This window comes from Pseudomonas mohnii (assembly GCF_900105115.1).
Taxonomy (GTDB): Bacteria; Pseudomonadota; Gammaproteobacteria; order Pseudomonadales; family Pseudomonadaceae; genus Aquipseudomonas; species Aquipseudomonas mohnii.
Genome location: NZ_FNRV01000001.1, coordinates 1,690,742 through 1,708,438, shown reverse-complemented (window position 1 = coordinate 1,708,438; position 17,697 = coordinate 1,690,742). Strand labels below are relative to the sequence as shown.

Here is a 17,697-nt window from a genome sequence, read left to right as displayed (position 1 = left end):
CGGACTATCAGTGTGATCCTAGTGGCTTGTTTTGGTCGCTGCATTCGGACTTCTGCAAGTTTGCTCGGCGTCGACACCGATGGTGTTCCCCTAACCGAGGGTGACCAAGCATGCAAGAAAGCGTGATGCAGCGCATGTGGAACAGTGCCTACCTATCCGGTAGTAACGCTGCCTATGTGGAAGAGCTCTACGAGCTTTACCTGCACGACCCTAACGCTGTGCCAGAAGAGTGGCGCACCTACTTCCAGAAGTTGCCTGCTGACGGCAACTCTTCCACCGATGTTTCGCACTCCACAATTCGCGATCATTTCGTCTTGCTGGCAAAGAACCAGCGCCGCGCTCAACCGGTTTCCGCCGGAAGCGTGAGCAGTGAGCACGAGAAGAAGCAAGTTGAAGTGCTGCGATTGATCCAGGCCTACCGTATGCGTGGCCACCAGGCAGCCCAGCTTGACCCGCTGGGGCTGTGGCAGCGTCCTGCACCTGCAGACCTGTCGATCAATCATTACGGCTTGACCAATGCCGATCTTGATACGACCTTCCGTGCCGGCGACCTGTTCATCGGCAAAGAGGAGGCGAGCCTACGCGAAATTCACGAAGCGTTGCAGCAGACATATTGCCGCACCATCGGCGCTGAATTTACGCATATCACCGATTCCGAGCAGCGCCAGTGGTTCCAGCAGCGTCTGGAAAGCGTACGCGGCCGTCCAACGTACTCCGCTGACATCAAGAGCCACTTGCTTGAGCGCGTGACTGCCGGTGAAGGCCTGGAAAAATACCTGGGCACCAAATACCCGGGCACCAAGCGTTTCGGTCTGGAAGGCGGCGAGAGCCTGATTCCGATGCTTGACGAGCTGATCCAGCGTTCCGGTTCCTACGGCACCAAGGAAATCGTCATCGGCATGGCTCACCGTGGCCGTCTGAACGTGCTGGTCAATACCTTCGGCAAGAACCCGCGCGAGCTGTTCGACGAGTTCGAAGGCAAGAAGAAGGTCGAGCTGGGTTCCGGTGACGTTAAATACCACCAGGGCTTCTCGTCCAACGTAATGACCACCGGTGGTGAAGTTCACCTGGCCATGGCCTTCAACCCGTCCCACCTGGAAATTGTTTCTCCAGTGGTCGAAGGTTCGGTCCGTGCCCGTCAGGATCGTCGCAACGACCCTACCGGCGAGAAGGTTCTGCCGATCTCCATCCACGGTGACGCTGCAATTGCAGGTCAGGGCGTGGTCATGGAAACCTTCCAGATGTCGCAGACCCGCGGTTTCAAGACCGGCGGTACCGTGCACATCGTGATCAACAACCAGGTTGGTTTCACCATCAGCAACCCGCTGGACTCGCGCTCCACCGAGTACGCCACCGACGTTGCGAAAATGATTCAGGCGCCGATCCTCCATGTGAATGGTGATGATCCGGAAGCTGTATTGTTCGTGACCCAGCTGGCCATCGATTACCGCATGCAGTTCAAGCGCGACGTGGTGATCGACATGTTCTGCTACCGTCGTCGCGGCCACAACGAGGCCGACGAGCCAAGCGGCACCCAGCCGATGATGTATCAGCAGATCACCAAGCAGCGCACCACCCGTGAGCTGTACGCTGATCGTCTGACCCAGAGCGGTGTGCTGGACGCAGAGCGTGTTCAGGCGAAGGTCGACGAATACCGCAACGCGCTGGACAACGGTCTGCACGTAGTGAAGAGCCTGGTCAAAGAGCCGAACAAAGAGTTGTTCGTGGACTGGCGCCCGTACCTGGGTCACGCCTGGACTGCGCGTCATGACACTCGCTTCGACCTGAAAACCCTGCAGGAACTGTCCGCCAAGCTGCTGGAAATTCCGGAAGGCTTCGTGGTTCAGCGCCAGGTTGCGAAGATCTACGAAGACCGTCAGAAGATGCAAGCCGGCGGCCTGCCGATCAACTGGGGTTACGCCGAAACCATGGCGTACGCGACCCTGGCGTTCGAAGGTCACCCGATTCGCATGACCGGTCAGGACATCGGCCGCGGTACGTTCTCGCACCGTCACGCTGTTCTGCACAACCAGAAAGATGCCGGCACCTATATCCCGCTGAAACACTTGTACGAAGGTCAGCCACGCTTCGACCTGTACGACTCGTTCCTGTCGGAAGAAGCGGTACTGGCATTCGAATACGGCTACTCGACCACCACGCCGAACGCGCTGGTGATCTGGGAAGCCCAGTTCGGTGACTTCGCCAACGGTGCGCAGGTTGTTATCGACCAGTTCATCACCAGCGGCGAGCACAAGTGGGGCCGTCTCTGTGGTCTGACCATGCTGTTGCCACACGGCTACGAAGGTCAGGGTCCGGAGCACTCCTCTGCACGTCTTGAGCGTTACCTGCAGCTGTGCGCCGAGCACAACATTCAGGTGTGCATGCCGACCACCCCGGCTCAGATCTACCACTTGCTGCGCCGTCAGGTGATTCGCCCGCTGCGCAAGCCACTGGTCGTCCTGACGCCGAAGTCGCTGCTGCGTCACAAGCTGGCCATCTCGACTCTGGAAGATCTGGCCGAAGGTTCGTTCCAGACCGTGATCCCGGAAATCGATGCCCTGGACCCGAAAAAGGTCGAGCGCATTGTTCTGTGTAGCGGCAAGGTCTACTACGACCTGCTGGAAAAACGTCGTGCCGAAGGCCGTGACGATATCGCCATCGTGCGTATCGAGCAGCTGTACCCATTCCCTGAGGACGACTTGAAAGAAGTCCTGGCTCCTTACACCAACGCCAAGCATGCCGTTTGGTGTCAGGAAGAGCCGATGAACCAGGGCGCCTGGTACTGCAGCCAGCACCACTTGCGTCGCAGCATCAGCAACCTCAACAAGTCTCTCGTACTTGAGTACGCGGGCCGTGAGGCTTCTGCTGCCCCAGCATGTGGTTACGCATCGATGCACGCCGAGCAGCAGGAAAAACTGCTGCAAGACGCGTTTACCGTTTAACGCCTTCGCGCACTTGAAACCGAATTTAAGGAACCACAGATAATGGCTATCGAGATCAAAGCCCCCACTTTCCCGGAATCGGTTGCCGATGGCACCGTTGCCACCTGGCACAAAAAACCGGGCGACGCCGTCAAACGTGACGAACTGATCGTCGACATCGAAACCGACAAAGTCGTACTGGAAGTTCTGGCCACCGCTGACGGCGTGCTGGGCGCTATCGTCAAGAACGAAGGCGACACCGTTCTGTCCGACGAAGTCCTGGGCTCCATCGTTGAAGGCGGCGCTGCTGCCGCTGCTCCAGCCGCTGCCGCTCCGGCCGCTGCCCAGGCTGCTGCTCCAGCTGCCGAAGGCGAAGACGATCCGGTCGCTGCTCCAGCCGCTCGCAAGCTGGCTGAAGAGAACGGCATCAACATCGCTTCCGTTGCCGGTACTGGCAAAGGCGGTCGTGTGACCAAGGAAGACGTGGTTGCAGCCGTTGCTGCCAAGAAAGCCGCTCCAGCCGCCGCGCCTGCCAAGGCTGCGGCACCTGCCGCTGCTGCTCCGGTGTTCGCTGCCGGTGACCGCGTTGAAAAACGCGTTCCGATGACCCGTCTGCGTGCCAAGGTTGCCGAGCGTCTGGTTGAAGCTCAATCGAACATGGCGATGCTGACCACTTTCAACGAAGTCGACATGACCGAAGTCATGGCCCTGCGTTCGAAGTACAAGGATCTGTTCGAGAAGTCCCACAACGGCGTGCGCCTGGGCTTCATGTCGTTCTTCGTGAAAGCGGCCACCGAAGCGCTGAAACGCTTCCCGGCAGTTAACGCATCGATCGACGGTGCCGACATCGTTTACCACGGCTACGCTGACGTCGGTGTTGCTGTTTCCAGCGATCGCGGCCTGGTTGTGCCGGTTCTGCGTAACGCCGAACTGATGAGCCTGGCTGAAATCGAAGGCGGCATCGCCACTTTCGGCAAGAAAGCCCGTGACGGCAAACTGTCGATGGAAGAGATGACCGGTGGTACGTTCACCATCACCAACGGTGGTACCTTCGGTTCGATGATGTCGACTCCGATCGTCAACCCGCCGCAAGCAGCTATTCTGGGCATGCACAACATTCTGCAGCGTCCAATGGCGATCAACGGTCAGGTCGTTATCCGTCCGATGATGTACCTGGCTCTGTCCTACGATCACCGTCTGATCGATGGCAAAGAAGCTGTGACCTTCCTGGTGACCATCAAGAACCTGCTGGAAGACCCGGCTCGTTTGCTGCTGGATATCTGATAGAAGCAGTCGCGAGCTGCAAGTTTCAAGCTGCCGGTAAAGGCAGTTTGGCTTGCAGCTCGCGGCTTCAAGCTTTTCGCTAAAGAGGATTTTTTGAATGTCGCAGAAATTTGACGTAGTAGTGATCGGTGCGGGCCCTGGCGGCTACGTGGCTGCCATCAAGGCCGCTCAGCTGGGCCTCAGCACTGCCTGCATCGAGAAGTACACCGACAAGGAAGGCAAACTGGCCCTCGGCGGTACTTGCCTGAACGTCGGCTGCATTCCATCCAAGGCGCTGCTGGACAGCTCCTGGAAGTTCCACGAAGCGCAAGACGGTTTCGCGATCCACGGCATCAATCACGCTGGCGTGACCATGGACGTGCCAGCGATGGTCGGCCGCAAGGCCAACATCGTCAAAGGCCTGACCTCCGGCGTTGCGACCCTGTTCAAAGCCAACGGTGTGACCTCCATCCAGGGTCACGGCAAGCTGCTGGCCGGCAAGAAAGTCGAAGTCACCAAGCCTGACGGTTCGGTTGAAGTCATCGAAGCCGAAAACGTGATCCTGGCTCCTGGCTCGCGTCCGATCGACATTCCGCCGGCTCCGGTCGACCAGAATGTGATCGTCGATTCCACCGGTGCCCTGGAATTCCAATCCGTACCCAAGCGTCTGGGCGTGATCGGCGCTGGCGTGATCGGTCTGGAGCTGGGTTCGGTCTGGTCGCGTCTGGGCGCGCAAGTGACTGTCCTTGAAGCACTGGACACTTTCCTTATGGCAGCGGATACCGCTGTTTCCAAGGAAGCGCTGAAAACCCTGACCAAACAAGGTCTGGACATCAAGCTGGGCGCGCGCGTTACCGGTTCCAAAGTGAACGGCGACGAAGTCGTTGTGAACTACACCGATGCCAACGGCGAACAGAACATCACGTTCGACAAGCTGATCGTAGCCGTTGGTCGCCGTCCAGTGACCACTGATCTGCTGGCCGCCGACTGCGGCGTGACCCTCGACGAGCGCGGTTTCGTGCACGTTGATGATCACTGCGCGACCACCGTACCGGGCGTCTACGCCATCGGCGACGTGGTTCGTGGCATGATGCTGGCTCACAAGGCCTCGGAAGAGGGCATCATGGTTGTCGAGCGCATCAAGGGCCACAAAGCCCAGATGAACTATGACCTGATCCCTTCGGTTATTTATACTCACCCGGAAATTGCATGGGTGGGTAAAACCGAGCAGGCCTTGAAAGCTGAAGGCGTTGAAGTTAACGTCGGCACCTTCCCGTTCGCAGCCTCTGGCCGTGCCATGGCTGCCAACGATACCGGTGGTTTCGTCAAGGTCATCGCAGATGCCAAGACCGACCGCGTATTGGGCGTCCACGTGATTGGCCCGAGTGCTGCAGAACTGGTTCAACAGGGCGCAATCGGTATGGAATTCGGCACCAGCGCTGAAGACCTGGGCATGATGGTTTTCTCCCATCCGACCCTGTCTGAAGCCTTGCACGAAGCAGCTCTGGCAGTGAATGGCGGCGCCATCCACATCGCCAACCGCAAGAAGCGTTGAAGGCAATTTGAAAACGTAGCGAGCGAAGGAAAGACAAGGCAAAAACAGGTGAGGAAGCGGAGTTGACGTCAGTCAATGAGCATTCCGAGCCTGTTTTTAACGCAGTATTTCCTAGCGCAGCAGTTTTCAAATGTCTGAAAAGACAATAAGAAACCACGGCGGTTGCGGCCCGTCGTGAGCCTTGCATGCAAGACTCACCGCGGAATGTCCGCCGGACGCAGTCTTGCGTAGCTCAGCTACGCAAGCAGCAGTCACAGGTGGTGCGGCACTTCAATAAGTGCAGCACCGAATGCGCAGTACCTAACGAAGACGGTAATAAGCATGAATCTTCACGAGTATCAGGGTAAGCAGCTGTTCGCTGAGTACGGCCTGCCAGTATCCACCGGTTACGCGGTAGACACCCCGGAAGCAGCAGCAGAAGCTTGCGATAAAATCGGCGGCAGCGAGTGGGTTGTCAAAGCCCAGGTTCACGCCGGTGGTCGCGGTAAAGCGGGCGGCGTCAAGCTGGTTCGCAACAAAGAAGACGCCAAAGCCTTCGCACAGCAGTGGCTGGGCAAGCGTCTGGTGACCTACCAGACTGACGCCAATGGTCAGCCAGTCACCAAGATCCTGGTTGAATCGTGCACTGATATCGCTAAAGAGCTGTACCTGGGCGCTGTCGTTGACCGTTCGAGCCGTCGCATCGTGTTCATGGCTTCCACCGAAGGTGGCGTGGACATCGAGAAAATCGCTCACGACACTCCAGAAAAAATTCTGAAAGCCACTATCGATCCACTGGTTGGCGCTCAGCCGTTCCAGGGTCGCGAGCTGGCATTCCAGTTGGGTCTGGAAGGCAAGCAAGTTGCCCAGTTCGCCAAGATCTTCGTAGGTCTGGCCAAACTGTTCCAGGATCACGATCTGGCCCTGCTGGAAGTGAACCCGCTGGTGATCAAGGCTGACGGCGATCTGCACTGCCTGGACGCCAAGATCAACATCGACGCCAACGCCATGTACCGTCAGCCTAAGCTGAAGACTTTCCACGATCCGTCGCAAGACGATCCGCGCGAAGCGCACGCTGCCAAGTTCGAACTGAACTACGTAGCACTGGAAGGCAACATCGGTTGCATGGTCAACGGTGCCGGCCTGGCCATGGGTACCATGGACATCGTCAACCTGCACGGCGGCAAGCCAGCCAACTTCCTCGACGTAGGTGGTGGTGCTACCAAAGAGCGCGTGACCGAAGCATTCAAGATCATCCTGTCCGACACCAACGTCGCTGCAGTACTGGTTAACATCTTCGGCGGCATCGTTCGTTGCGACATGATTGCCGAAGGCATCATCGGTGCAGTGAAAGAAGTCGGCGTGAAAATCCCGGTTGTTGTTCGCCTTGAAGGCAACAACGCTGAGCTGGGCGCTAAAGTACTGGCAGAAAGCGGTTTGAACATCATCGCTGCTACCAGCCTGACCGACGCTGCTCAACAAGTTGTCAAAGCTGCGGAGGGCAAATAATGAGCGTCCTGATCAATAAAGACACCAAAGTTATCTGCCAGGGTATTACCGGTTCGCAAGGTAGTTTCCACACCCAGCAAGCCATCGAGTACGGCACCAAGATGGTTGGTGGTGTAACTCCTGGCAAAGGCGGCACCGAGCACCTGGGTCTGCCAGTGTTCAACACCGTGAAAGACGCTGTAGCAGCCACTGGCGCCACCGCCAGCGTGATCTACGTTCCGGCTCCTTTCTGCAAGGACTCGATCCTGGAAGCTGCTTTCGGCGGTATCAAGCTGATCGTGTGCATCACCGAAGGCATTCCTACCCTGGACATGCTGGACGCTAAAGTTAAGTGCGACGAACTGGGTGTTACCCTGATCGGCCCTAACTGCCCAGGCGTGATCACTCCAGGCGAATGCAAGATCGGCATCATGCCTGGTCACATTCACTTGCCAGGCAAGGTCGGTATCGTTTCCCGTTCCGGCACCCTGACCTACGAAGCTGTGAAGCAAACGACTGACGCCGGTTTCGGCCAGTCGACTTGCGTCGGCATCGGTGGTGACCCGATCCCGGGTTCGAACTTCATCGACATCCTGAAGCTGTTCCAGGAAGACCCGAAGACCGAAGCGATCGTGATGATCGGTGAGATCGGCGGTTCGGCTGAAGAAGAAGCGGCTGCCTACATCAAGGCACACGTGACCAAGCCGGTTGTTTCCTACATCGCTGGTGTGACTGCTCCTCCGGGCAAGCGCATGGGCCATGCTGGCGCAATCATCTCTGGCGGCAAAGGCACTGCAGACGAGAAATTCGCTGCTCTGCAAGACGCAGGCGTTAAAACCGTGCGTTCGCTGGCAGACATCGGCAAGGCCCTGGCCGAGCTGACTGGTTGGGCAGTCAAGTAAGCTTCGCGCTTAGCTGACGCTTTACCAAACAAAGGCCACCTTCGGGTGGCCTTTGTCGTTTCTGGTTCTTTTGAAACGCTTGAGGCTGTTTTGTGGCGAGGGAGCTCATGAAATTTAGATACGTAAACACGACAAGGTAGTGTCGCGTATCGGATAGTTCGCCCCTTAACAGTGCGCTTGACGCTCAAATTCGTTAGGATACGCGCCATTTTTGCGTCTGCGGCCCACAAGGCAGCGACGCGCTAAACGGGTCAGTCTCATACAGACCGACAGCATTTCCCTCACCCATAGGGAAATCCCTCTCTAAATTCCGATTCAGTAGTGTGGTATTTCCTTAATGAAAGTGTTGAAAGGCCAGGACATCCTGGCACTTGGTTTTATGACGTTTGCCCTGTTTGTCGGGGCTGGCAACATCATCTTCCCGCCTATCGTCGGTTTGCAGTCCGGGCCTAATGTCTGGATGGCGGCGCTGGGTTTCCTGATCACCGCCGTTGGTCTGCCGGTGATCACCGTTGTCGCACTGGCCAAGGTTGGTGGTGCAATGGATACATTGAGCAGTCCGATCGGTAAAGTCGCTGGTGGACTGTTGGCGGCTGCGTGCTATCTGGCCGTTGGTCCGCTGTTCGCGACGCCACGTACCGCGACCGTATCGTTCGAAGTGGGCCTGGCGCCTTTGACCGGCGAAAGCCCTCTGGCGCTTTTCCTGTATAGCTCGGTCTACTTCCTGCTGGTGTTCTTCATTTCCCTGTACCCGGGCCGCTTGCTGGACACGGTTGGACGCTTCCTCGCACCGTTGAAGATCTTTGCCCTGGCTGTGCTGGGCATCGCAGCATTCAGCCTTCCCGCCGGAGACATCGGCCATGCAACACCTGAATACGTTGCAGCGCCATTCTCCCAAGGTTTCATCAATGGTTACCTGACCATGGATACCCTGGGCGCCCTGGTGTTCGGCATCGTTATCGTCAACGCTATCCGCTCCCGCGGTGTCGAGTCGCCAGCGCTGATCACCCGATATGCGATCATCGCCGGCTTGATTGCCGGCGTGGGCCTGGCACTGGTTTATGTCAGCCTGTTCCGCCTGGGTTCGGGCAGCCATGAAGTGGCGGCTGGTGCGACTAACGGTGCGGCGGTACTGCATGCCTACGTACAACACACCTTTGGCTCCCTCGGCAGCGGTTTCCTGGCGGTACTGATTTCTCTGGCGTGCCTGGTGACCGCGGTTGGCCTGACCTGCGCCTGCGCCGAATATTTCAGTCGTGTACTGCCACTGTCCTACAAGACGCTGGTGATCCTCCTGGCTGCGTTTTCCCTGTTGGTGTCCAATCTGGGCCTCACCAAGCTGATTGCGTTCTCCATCCCGGTACTCACCGCGATTTACCCGCCATGCATCGCCTTGGTCGCACTGAGCTTCTGCAAGGACTTCTGGCATGAGCAAGGCCGCATCGTCGGCCCGGTGATGCTGGTGTCGTTCATCTTCGGTCTGATCGACGCCCTCAAGGGCGCGGGTCTTGCGGACTGGATGCCTGCCCAATTGGCTCACCTGCCGCTGAGCGAACAAGGTCTGGCGTGGCTGGTGCCATCGTTCATGACTCTGGTGGTTGCTGTGGTCTGCGACCGCCTGCTGGGCAAGCGCGCCGAAGCGCTGGCTTAAGCTTCGTGGGTCCGCCACAAGCGGGCCGGCGAGCAGAAACGGAAATGCCCCGTATCAATCGATACGGGGCATTTTTTATGGGCATCAGGCAGTGTCTTTTCCCCTGAACCAACGTCGAAGCATTGCAGAACCCCTGTGTGAGCGAGCTTGCTCGCGATTGTGGCCGGCCAGGCACAAGAATTTTGAATGTAATTCCGCCATCGCGAGCAAGTTCGCTTCCACAGGTTTTCGATCACCCGTTACTACATCACAAGGACCTGCATGTCGTTCATCCACGCCAACCTGATCCATATCCTCGCTGCGCTTTGGTTCGTTATCTGCTGGGGTGGCTACACCCGTTACGCGACATGGAAGGGCCGCGACACCGCGTGCCTGGCCAGCGTGCTGCACCTGTATCGTGAAGACTGGATGCGTCGCATGTTGCTGCGTGACAACCGCATCGCCGATGCCAGCGTGATTGGAAACCTGGAGCGCAATGCATCGTTCTTCGCCTCCAGCACGCTGATTATCCTGGCCGGTATTCTCACGGTGCTCGGCGCGTCGGAAAGAGCGGTGTCGCTGCTGGCGGATATCCCGATGGTGCAACAGGCTTCCCAGGGGATGTCGGAAATCAAGTTGCTGTGCCTGGCGCTGGTGTTCGTCTACGCGTTCTTCACGTTTAGCTGGTGCATGCGCCAGTACAACTTCGCGGCCGTTCTGGTGGGTTCAGCACCCATGGTTGGCGAACGCCATGTGTCCGAGCAGGAGCGAAAAGCCTTCGCGTCCCGGGCAGCCCGGGTTATTTCCATGGCGGCCAACCAGTTCAACTTTGGTCTGCGTTCCTATTACTTCGGCATGACCATGCTGGCGTGGTTCGTCAGTCCCTGGTTGTTCATGTTGATGAGTGCCGGTGTCGTGTTTGTTTTGTATCGCCGCGAATTTCACTCCGACGTTCTCGACGTGATGGTCTATACCCCTACAGAGGCACCATTGCCTGAGGTGAACAAAGAGGCGGCTTGATGAGTATTCCGTTCTGGTGTGTGTTTATCAGTGCGTTGCTGATTTACGTGGCGCGTATGCCCGTGACCAAAGCCATGAAAGAGCAGGGCGGTTACAACAACCACCTGCCGCGCCAGCAGCAGGCGCAACTTACGGGCTTGGGTGCCCGCGCAGTGGCCGCGCACCAGAACAGTTTCGAAGCGTTCATATTGTTTGCCGTGGGTGTGTTGATGGCGCATACCACGCAGACGGCGGGCTGGCTCATTGACTGGTTGGCGATCATCTTCGTGATCGCGCGAATTATCTACTTGCTGTGCTACTGGAAGGACCTGACATGGCAGCGCAGTCTGGTTTGGCTGGTGGGTTTAATCTGTTCGTTGTTGTTGATGATTAGTCCGACTTTTAGAACAGTTTTACTCTTGAACTAAGGTGGAAAACAAAACTGCAGGCGAAAGAAAACCCGCGCTTGGCGGGTTTTCTTTTATCACGCTAAAAACTGTTTCAGTTTTTAGGCGCGGCTTCTTTTGCCGCTGCTTCGTTCGATTCAGCCTGAGCTTTGGCAGCTTCAGCGTTTTCTTTCGCAGCGTCGTTCACCTTATCCTGAGCTTTGTTCATGTCTTGCTGAGCTTGCTCAGCATGTTTGTTGGCATCTTGAGCTTTGTCCTCGGATTTTTTATCGCAGGCAGCGAGACCGAGGGAAGCGGTCAACATCAAGGCAATAGCTAAAGTCTTACGCATGGGGTGTTTCTCCTTATGGAAAATATCTACTGGTCTTTCGAGCACAGCCACCAAGGTTAAGTTCCTCAAATCGTTCAGATATATAAGTTTGTTCTAATGCGGAACTTTTGCCGGGACCGTTACTTCACTGCACGAATTTTTAAATATGAGTTTCTATCAAATGGCCGAAAACCCCGTTTTTGAGCGCGCCACACGATTTCTGTCGGCACTGCGCCATTGCCAGGTCCTTGGGCTGCGTGTTCACAGCGCCAGCAGCGAAGGGCTCACGGTGGTGCTGCCCTATAGCCCGCAAATCGTCGGAAATCCGCAAACCGGCGTCATCCATGGCGGTGCGCTGACCACGCTGATGGACACCGCCTGCGGCATGTCCACCCTCTGTGTGCTGCCGGAGTTCGAGGTCTGCCCGACCCTCGACCTGCGCATCGACTACATGCACGCCGCCGAGCCGAATAAAGACGTCTTCGGTTTCGCCCAGTGCTACCGCGTGACCACCGATGTGATCTTTGCTCGTGGCTTCGCCTACCAGGACGATCCCGAGCAACCCATTGCCCACGTGGTGGGCACCTTCATGCGGATGGGCAAGGGCATCAAGGGCGCAAAAGGCTTGGGTGGCGCGATCGCCGGAGGTGCGAAATGACTGACTCATTCAAGCAGCAGCTGCAACAGGCTCATGAGCGGGGCGACTATGGCGTATTGCTGCAGCGGATTCCCTACGCCGCGCTGATCGGCGTCGAATGCTCACGGGTGGGGGATGAACTGCTATTTCGTCTGCCGGCCAACAAGGACAACATTGGTAACCCTTTATTGCCGGCTATTCATGGCGGTGTCATTGCCGGTTTCATGGAGCTGGCCGCCGCGTTGCACCTGCTGGTGTCCACCGGCTCGCCAGGCGTACCGAAGATTATCGACTTCTCCCTCGACTATCTGCGTGCCGGGCAGTTTCGCGATACCTGGGCCCGATGCCAGGTGTGTCGCCAGGGACGCCGCGTCGCCAACGTGGCGATTACAGCCTGGCAAAGCACGGAAGCGGAACCCATCGCCACGGCCCGGGCGCATTTCAAACTCGAGGAGCCCTTGAAATCCTGAACACAGCCCCCAACTCTGATGACATCCCGCCGCCGGCCTTCAAGGTCGCGGCTTAGCCATCTGATTGGAGTTTGATGACCATGAGTGTGGAAACTCAAAAGGAAACCCTGGGCTTCCAGACCGAGGTGAAGCAACTGCTGCACCTCATGATCCATTCGCTGTATTCCAACAAGGAAATTTTCCTTCGCGAACTGATCTCGAACGCCTCTGACGCTGTAGACAAATTACGTTTCGAAGCGCTGTCCAAGCCGGAACTGCTGGAAGGTGGCGCCGAGCTGAAAATCCGTGTGAGCTTCGACAAGGACGCCAAGACCGTCACCCTCGAAGACAACGGCATCGGTATGAGCCGTGAGGACGCGATCACGCACCTCGGCACCATCGCCAAATCAGGCACCGCCGATTTCATGAAGCACCTGACCGGTGACCAGAAGAAAGATTCGCACCTGATCGGTCAGTTCGGTGTCGGTTTTTACTCTGCATTCATCGTCGCCGACAAAGTTGACGTGTTCAGCCGTCGTGCCGGCAGCGCCGCCAGCGAAGGCGTGCACTGGTCGTCCAAGGGCGAAGGTGACTTCGAAGTTGCAACCATCGATAAAGCCGAGCGCGGTACCCGTATCGTCCTGCACCTGAAATCCGGTGAAGACGAGTTCGCCGATGGCTGGCGCTTGCGCAACATCATCAAGAAGTATTCCGACCACATCGCCTTGCCGATCGAGTTGCCGAAAGAAGTGGCGGCCGTCGAAGGCGAAGAGAAGCCGGCCGCCGAATGGGAAACCGTCAACCGCGCCAGCGCCCTGTGGACCCGTCCGCGTACCGAGGTCAAGGACGAGGAATACCAGGAGTTCTACAAGCACATCGCTCACGACTTCGAAAACCCGCTGAGCTGGAGCCACAACAAGGTTGAAGGCAAGCTGGAATACAGCTCGCTGCTGTACGTGCCGGCCCGTGCTCCGTTCGACCTGTACCAGCGTGAAGCGCCGAAAGGCTTGAAGCTTTACGTGCAGCGCGTGTTCGTCATGGATCAGGCGGAGTCGTTCCTGCCGCTGTACCTGCGTTTCATCAAGGGCGTGGTTGACTCCAACGATCTGTCGCTGAACGTGTCGCGGGAAATCCTGCAGAAAGACCCGATCATCGACTCCATGAAGTCGGCGCTGACCAAGCGCGTTCTGGACATGCTGGAAAAACTGGCGAAAAACGAGCCTGAGCAATACAAAGGTTTCTGGAAAAACTTCGGCCAGGTCATGAAAGAAGGCCCGGCGGAAGACTTCGCCAACAAAGAGAAAATCGCTGGCCTGCTGCGTTTCGCGTCGACCAACGGTGACGACGGCGAACAAGTGGTCGGTCTGGCCGATTACCTGGCGCGCGCCAAGGAAGGTCAGGACAAGATCTACTACCTGACTGGCGAAACCTACGCGCAAGTCAAAAACAGCCCGCACCTGGAAGTCTTCCGCAAGAAAGGCATCGAAGTGCTGCTGCTGACCGACCGTATCGACGAGTGGCTGATGAGCTACCTCAACGATTTCGACGGCAAGAGCTTTGTTGACGTGGCACGCGGTGACTTGGACCTGGGCAACCTAGACTCGGAAGAGGACAAGAAGGCCGCGGAAGAAGTCGCCAAGTCCAAAGAAGGTCTGGTTGAGCGTCTGAAAACCGCGCTGGGCGAATCCGTCGCCGAAGTTCGGGTTTCCCATCGCCTGACCGATTCCCCGGCGATTCTGGCCATCGGCGAGCAGGACCTGGGCCTGCAAATGCGTCAGATCCTGGAAGCCAGTGGGCAGAAGGTCCCGGATTCGAAGCCGATCTTCGAATTCAACCCGGCTCACCCGCTGATCGAGAAGCTCGATAAAGAGCAAAGCGACGAACGCTTCGGCGACCTGTCGCACATCCTCTTCGATCAGGCGGCCCTGGCGGCCGGCGACAGCTTGAAGGATCCGGCGGCCTATGTGCGTCGTCTGAACAAGCTATTGGTTGAGCTGTCGGCTTAACAGCGTTGTAGAAAAACCCGCTTCGGCGGGTTTTTTCATTCTGGTGTTTAAAAAATCAGGAGTCAGAAATGAGCCAAATCACTGTACGTTCCGTTGCCTATCAGATTGACGGTCAGCCCTACGAAAGCCGTGTGGCCTTTGATGCCGACCATAAGGGCCCGCGTCCGGGCTTGTTGATGGCACCGAACTGGATGGGCGTCAGCGCTGGCGCCGAGGAAATCGCCAAGTCGGTGGCGGCCAAGGGATACGTGGTCCTGATCGCTGATCTCTACGGCCAATCGGTTCGTCCACAAAATAACGATGAAGCGGGCGCGGCGATGATGCCGTTGAAGAATGACCGCCCATTACTGCGTAAGCGCATGAAAGTGGCGTTCGAGCAGCTGCAAAGCCAGGGCGAAGTGGCCGTCGATACCTCGAAACTGGCCACGTTCGGTTTCTGCTTTGGTGGTTGCTGTGCGCTGGAGTTGGCCCGGACCGGTGCGCCGGTGAAAGCGGCAGTCTCGTTCCACGGCACGCTGGATACACCGGACGTCAACGATGCGAAAAACATCAAGGGTAAGGTGTTGGTCCTGCACGGCGCTTCCGATCCATTGGTTCCGAAAGAGCAACTGCCGGCTTTTGAAGAGGAAATGAATGCCGCTGGCGTGGATTGGCAACTGCTGAGCTACGGCGGAGCGTTCCATTCGTTCACCGATCCGCATGCGAATGTGCCTGGCATGATGATGTACGACGCCAAGGTCGCTGCTCGGGCATTTACCTCGATGCATAACTTGCTGGATGAAGTGTTCAAGGGCTGATGTTGTCCGGCACTGGCTAATGCAGTGCCCGCGCCGGCCTCTTCGCGGGCAAGCCCGCTCCCACAGGGACAGATGGCGTTCGCATCATTTGTGACTCACCTCGAACCCTGTGGGAGCTGGCTTGCCAGCGAAGGCGACCTGCCAAGCGACACAAAACTAAGGCAATTCGATCCGCTCGCTTTCCCCCGGTACGGTTGGCCAATCCCCGGCCGCCCAGCGTCGGCGCGCTTCATCGATAGCCGCCGGATCGCTCGTCACAAAATTCCAGTTGATTCGTCGCGGACCATCCAGCGGTGCGCCACCGAATACAACGGCATGACTGTCGCTGTCAGCGAACAAAGTCATCTCCTCTCCGCCCGGTAGCACCACTAATGTGTGTGGCTCTACAGGTTCGCCGTCCAGTTGTACCTCGCCGCTCAAGACATACAGCGCGCGCTCTTCATGTTCGGTTGGAATCAGCAACGTCGTCGCCGTTTGCAGGGTCAACTCCGCATAGAGCGTCGGAGAAAGTACGGGAACCGGCGATTCCAGGCAGAAGCCCGTCCCGGCAATCATGCGGATTTTCACCCCCAGGTTCTCGCTGACCGGCAGTGTGGCGGCGGGGTGATGGCTGTAATGTCCCGGGCCTTGCTCATGATCCTTGGGCGAGGCCAGCCAGATTTGCAGGCCGTGCATCGTAAATCCGTTTTCCTTGAGCGCCTCTGGCGTGCGCTCGACATGGGCAATGGCGCTGCCAGCGGTCATCCAGCTGACATCACCGGTATCCACGACCTGATCGGAACCGAGGCTGTCCTTGTGCTGGATCTGCCCCTGGAACAGGTAGGTGAGGGTGGAGAGGCCGATGTGTGGATGTTGGCGGATGTTCATGCCTTTGCCCGGTGGGTAGCGGGTTTCCAGCATGTGGTCGAAAAATACGAAGGGTCCGACGCTGCGGCATTTGGCGGTCGGCAGTGGGCGAAGAATCGGCTGGCCCTCGACATCTTCGACGCGGGGGCGGATCACGAGCGGAGTGTTCATTGTGCATTCCAGACTGAGCGGGTGATGCATTCGAGCATAACCCGCTTGCGCAGCCCTTGCCGCTATTGGCTGAAAGCGCCTTCGGACAAATGGGTTTCGATGCTGACGTCGCTGGTGGTCATCAATTTGTGGATCGGGCAACGATCCGCCACGCGATGCAGTTCTTCGCGCTGGGCATCGGTCAGCACGCCCTTGAGGGTCAGTTTGACGTGCAGCGCGTACTTGCCTTTCTGCTCCTGGCTGTTGTCGCGCTTGACCTCGACGCCGACACCGGTGAGCGGGATGTCTTTTTTCTTCGCGTACATTTTCAGTGTCAGGGCCTTGCAGGCACCGAGGGCGGCGTCGAAGTAGTCGTGTGGCTCCGGCGCCGAACCCTCGCCACCGGCTGTGGTGGGCGCATCGGCAAAGAGTTCATGGTCGTCGATCTGGACGCTGTGACGCAAACCTTCGGCGGAAACGGTGTTGACGGTGACAGTCATGGGAAACCTCGCAAGCGACAGGAAAAGTCATTCGATCAAAAAAGACCTTGAAGGTATAGAGCATGCGCGCGGCGACGCGTTCCGGTTTTTTGTTCCGGCATGAAAAAGCCCCGCGATTGCGGGGCTCTTTGTCTTGATCCGGCTCAGCTGCCTTTGACGGTCTTGCCGTTGACCTTGCCGTCCAGGAGCATGATGTTGTACTCCTTGCCGTCGGTTTCGACCTGTTGCAGACGGACCAGCAGGTAATCCCAGTCCTTGGCGAACCACAGCACGGTGGTGCGCTTGCTTTGAGTCGGGTCACGCACGCGCTCGACCTTGATCGCATCGATCTGGCCAGCCTTGGTGTCGACTTTTTCCGAGCCCAGCACGCGGAAGTCATAGGTATCGACTTCGCCATCATCGACAACCTGATAGCTCATGCTCTTTTTGCCGGCGGCCACGTCATGCTGCAGCGCCAGTTGATAGGTGGATTTGTCGACCATGCCGCGATTGAGCGGAATATTGACCGCGTCGCCCCGATCGGTTCCGGTGACCTTCTTGGCCGTCCAGTCGAAGTCCAGATCAGCTTTCTTGGCCTTGCCCAGACCGCCGCGTGCGAAGTGGTAGGACTGCGGCAGCAGAGTGTCTTTGTCGACGGTCAGCGTGCTTTCTTCGGACAGGCTGGCGATCATCATCGAAGCCTTGAAGCTGAGTTTCCAGACGCCATTGGCTTCCTTGGTCAGGCTGCGTTCGGCGGTGCCGCTCATGGGCAACTGCTTCCAGTCGGCGGTGTAGCTGGCGGAGAAAGGTTGAAGGTCTGCAGCCTGCGCGAAGGGCAAGGCGAGCAGAGCGCAAGCGAAGAGCAGGGCACGACGCATA

Annotated in this window: 16 protein-coding genes; 12 read left to right on the top strand and 4 right to left on the bottom strand. The window is 57.7% G+C overall.

Annotated features, from left to right (window positions below; all coding sequences use genetic code 11):
• Positions 1–110 precede the first annotated feature (110 nt).
• The 8 genes from BLV61_RS08030 to BLV61_RS07995 all read left to right on the top strand — a co-directional run bounded on the left by BLV61_RS08030 (position 111) and on the right by BLV61_RS07995 (position 11,165).
• On the top strand, positions 111–2,942 hold the full coding sequence (locus BLV61_RS08030) for a 2-oxoglutarate dehydrogenase E1 component (RefSeq protein ID WP_047531882.1): 2,832 nt from the start codon (positions 111–113) through the stop codon (positions 2,940–2,942).
• Between the two features lie 42 nt (positions 2,943–2,984).
• Positions 2,985–4,205, top strand: coding sequence for a 2-oxoglutarate dehydrogenase complex dihydrolipoyllysine-residue succinyltransferase (gene odhB / locus BLV61_RS08025; protein ID WP_047531880.1), 1,221 nt, complete (start codon positions 2,985–2,987; stop codon positions 4,203–4,205).
• A gap of 97 nt (positions 4,206–4,302) precedes the next feature.
• Entirely contained in the window at positions 4,303–5,739 is a 1,437-nt protein-coding gene (lpdA, locus tag BLV61_RS08020) for a dihydrolipoyl dehydrogenase (RefSeq protein ID WP_047531878.1), read from the top strand.
• 321 nt (positions 5,740–6,060) lie between these two features.
• Entirely contained in the window at positions 6,061–7,227 is a 1,167-nt protein-coding gene (sucC, locus tag BLV61_RS08015; RefSeq protein ID WP_003223015.1) for an ADP-forming succinate--CoA ligase subunit beta, read from the top strand.
• Positions 7,227–8,108: a succinate--CoA ligase subunit alpha gene (gene sucD, locus BLV61_RS08010; RefSeq protein ID WP_003223019.1), complete on the top strand. Its 882-nt coding sequence runs from the start codon at positions 7,227–7,229 to the stop codon at positions 8,106–8,108. Before sucC ends, sucD begins: the two co-directional genes overlap by 1 nt.
• Before the next feature lie 337 nt (positions 8,109–8,445).
• Positions 8,446–9,759 (top strand): branched-chain amino acid transport system II carrier protein, encoded by a 1,314-nt coding sequence (brnQ, locus tag BLV61_RS08005; protein WP_047531874.1) that lies wholly within the window; start codon positions 8,446–8,448, stop codon positions 9,757–9,759.
• A 261-nt stretch (positions 9,760–10,020) separates the two neighbouring features.
• The gene (locus BLV61_RS08000) at positions 10,021–10,758 is read left to right on the top strand and encodes a DUF599 domain-containing protein (protein ID WP_090464058.1); all 738 of its coding nucleotides are present in this window, start codon (positions 10,021–10,023) and stop codon (positions 10,756–10,758) included.
• Positions 10,758–11,165: an MAPEG family protein gene (locus BLV61_RS07995; RefSeq protein WP_047531869.1), complete on the top strand. Its 408-nt coding sequence runs from the start codon at positions 10,758–10,760 to the stop codon at positions 11,163–11,165. The genes BLV61_RS08000 and BLV61_RS07995 overlap by 1 nt, the downstream gene beginning before the upstream one ends.
• 73 nt (positions 11,166–11,238) lie before the next feature.
• Here the strand turns inward: BLV61_RS07995 and BLV61_RS07990 are convergent, their stop codons facing one another.
• Positions 11,239–11,475, bottom strand: a complete 237-nt coding sequence (locus BLV61_RS07990; protein WP_047531867.1) for a hypothetical protein — start codon at positions 11,473–11,475, stop codon at positions 11,239–11,241.
• Between the two features lie 160 nt (positions 11,476–11,635).
• Between BLV61_RS07990 and BLV61_RS07985 the strand changes: the two genes are divergently transcribed.
• The 4 genes from BLV61_RS07985 to BLV61_RS07970 all read left to right on the top strand — a co-directional run bounded on the left by BLV61_RS07985 (position 11,636) and on the right by BLV61_RS07970 (position 15,343).
• On the top strand, positions 11,636–12,112 hold the full coding sequence (locus BLV61_RS07985) for a PaaI family thioesterase (RefSeq protein WP_090469812.1): 477 nt from the start codon (positions 11,636–11,638) through the stop codon (positions 12,110–12,112).
• The gene (locus tag BLV61_RS07980) at positions 12,109–12,561 is read left to right on the top strand and encodes a PaaI family thioesterase (RefSeq protein WP_047531865.1); all 453 of its coding nucleotides are present in this window, start codon (positions 12,109–12,111) and stop codon (positions 12,559–12,561) included. Before BLV61_RS07985 ends, BLV61_RS07980 begins: the two co-directional genes overlap by 4 nt.
• Before the next feature lie 80 nt (positions 12,562–12,641).
• Positions 12,642–14,546, top strand: a complete 1,905-nt coding sequence (htpG, locus tag BLV61_RS07975) for a molecular chaperone HtpG (protein ID WP_047538965.1) — start codon at positions 12,642–12,644, stop codon at positions 14,544–14,546.
• 68 nt (positions 14,547–14,614) lie between these two features.
• Positions 14,615–15,343: a dienelactone hydrolase family protein gene (locus tag BLV61_RS07970; protein ID WP_090464056.1), complete on the top strand. Its 729-nt coding sequence runs from the start codon at positions 14,615–14,617 to the stop codon at positions 15,341–15,343.
• 156 nt (positions 15,344–15,499) lie between these two features.
• Here BLV61_RS07970 and BLV61_RS07965 read toward each other — a convergent pair whose 3' ends face one another.
• From BLV61_RS07965 to BLV61_RS07955, 3 genes are all read right to left on the bottom strand, one after another.
• The gene (locus BLV61_RS07965; RefSeq protein WP_090464052.1) at positions 15,500–16,360 is read right to left on the bottom strand and encodes a pirin family protein; all 861 of its coding nucleotides are present in this window, start codon (positions 16,358–16,360) and stop codon (positions 15,500–15,502) included.
• 62 nt (positions 16,361–16,422) lie between these two features.
• Complete coding sequence (locus BLV61_RS07960) at positions 16,423–16,839, bottom strand: OsmC family protein (protein WP_047531858.1); 417 nt, start codon at positions 16,837–16,839, stop codon at positions 16,423–16,425.
• Positions 16,840–16,982: 143 nt separating this feature from the next.
• Positions 16,983–17,696 carry a DUF3108 domain-containing protein gene (locus BLV61_RS07955; RefSeq protein WP_047531856.1) on the bottom strand — a complete coding sequence of 238 codons (714 nt, stop codon included), beginning with the start codon at positions 17,694–17,696 and terminating at the stop codon, positions 16,983–16,985.
• Position 17,697 lies beyond the last annotated feature (1 nt).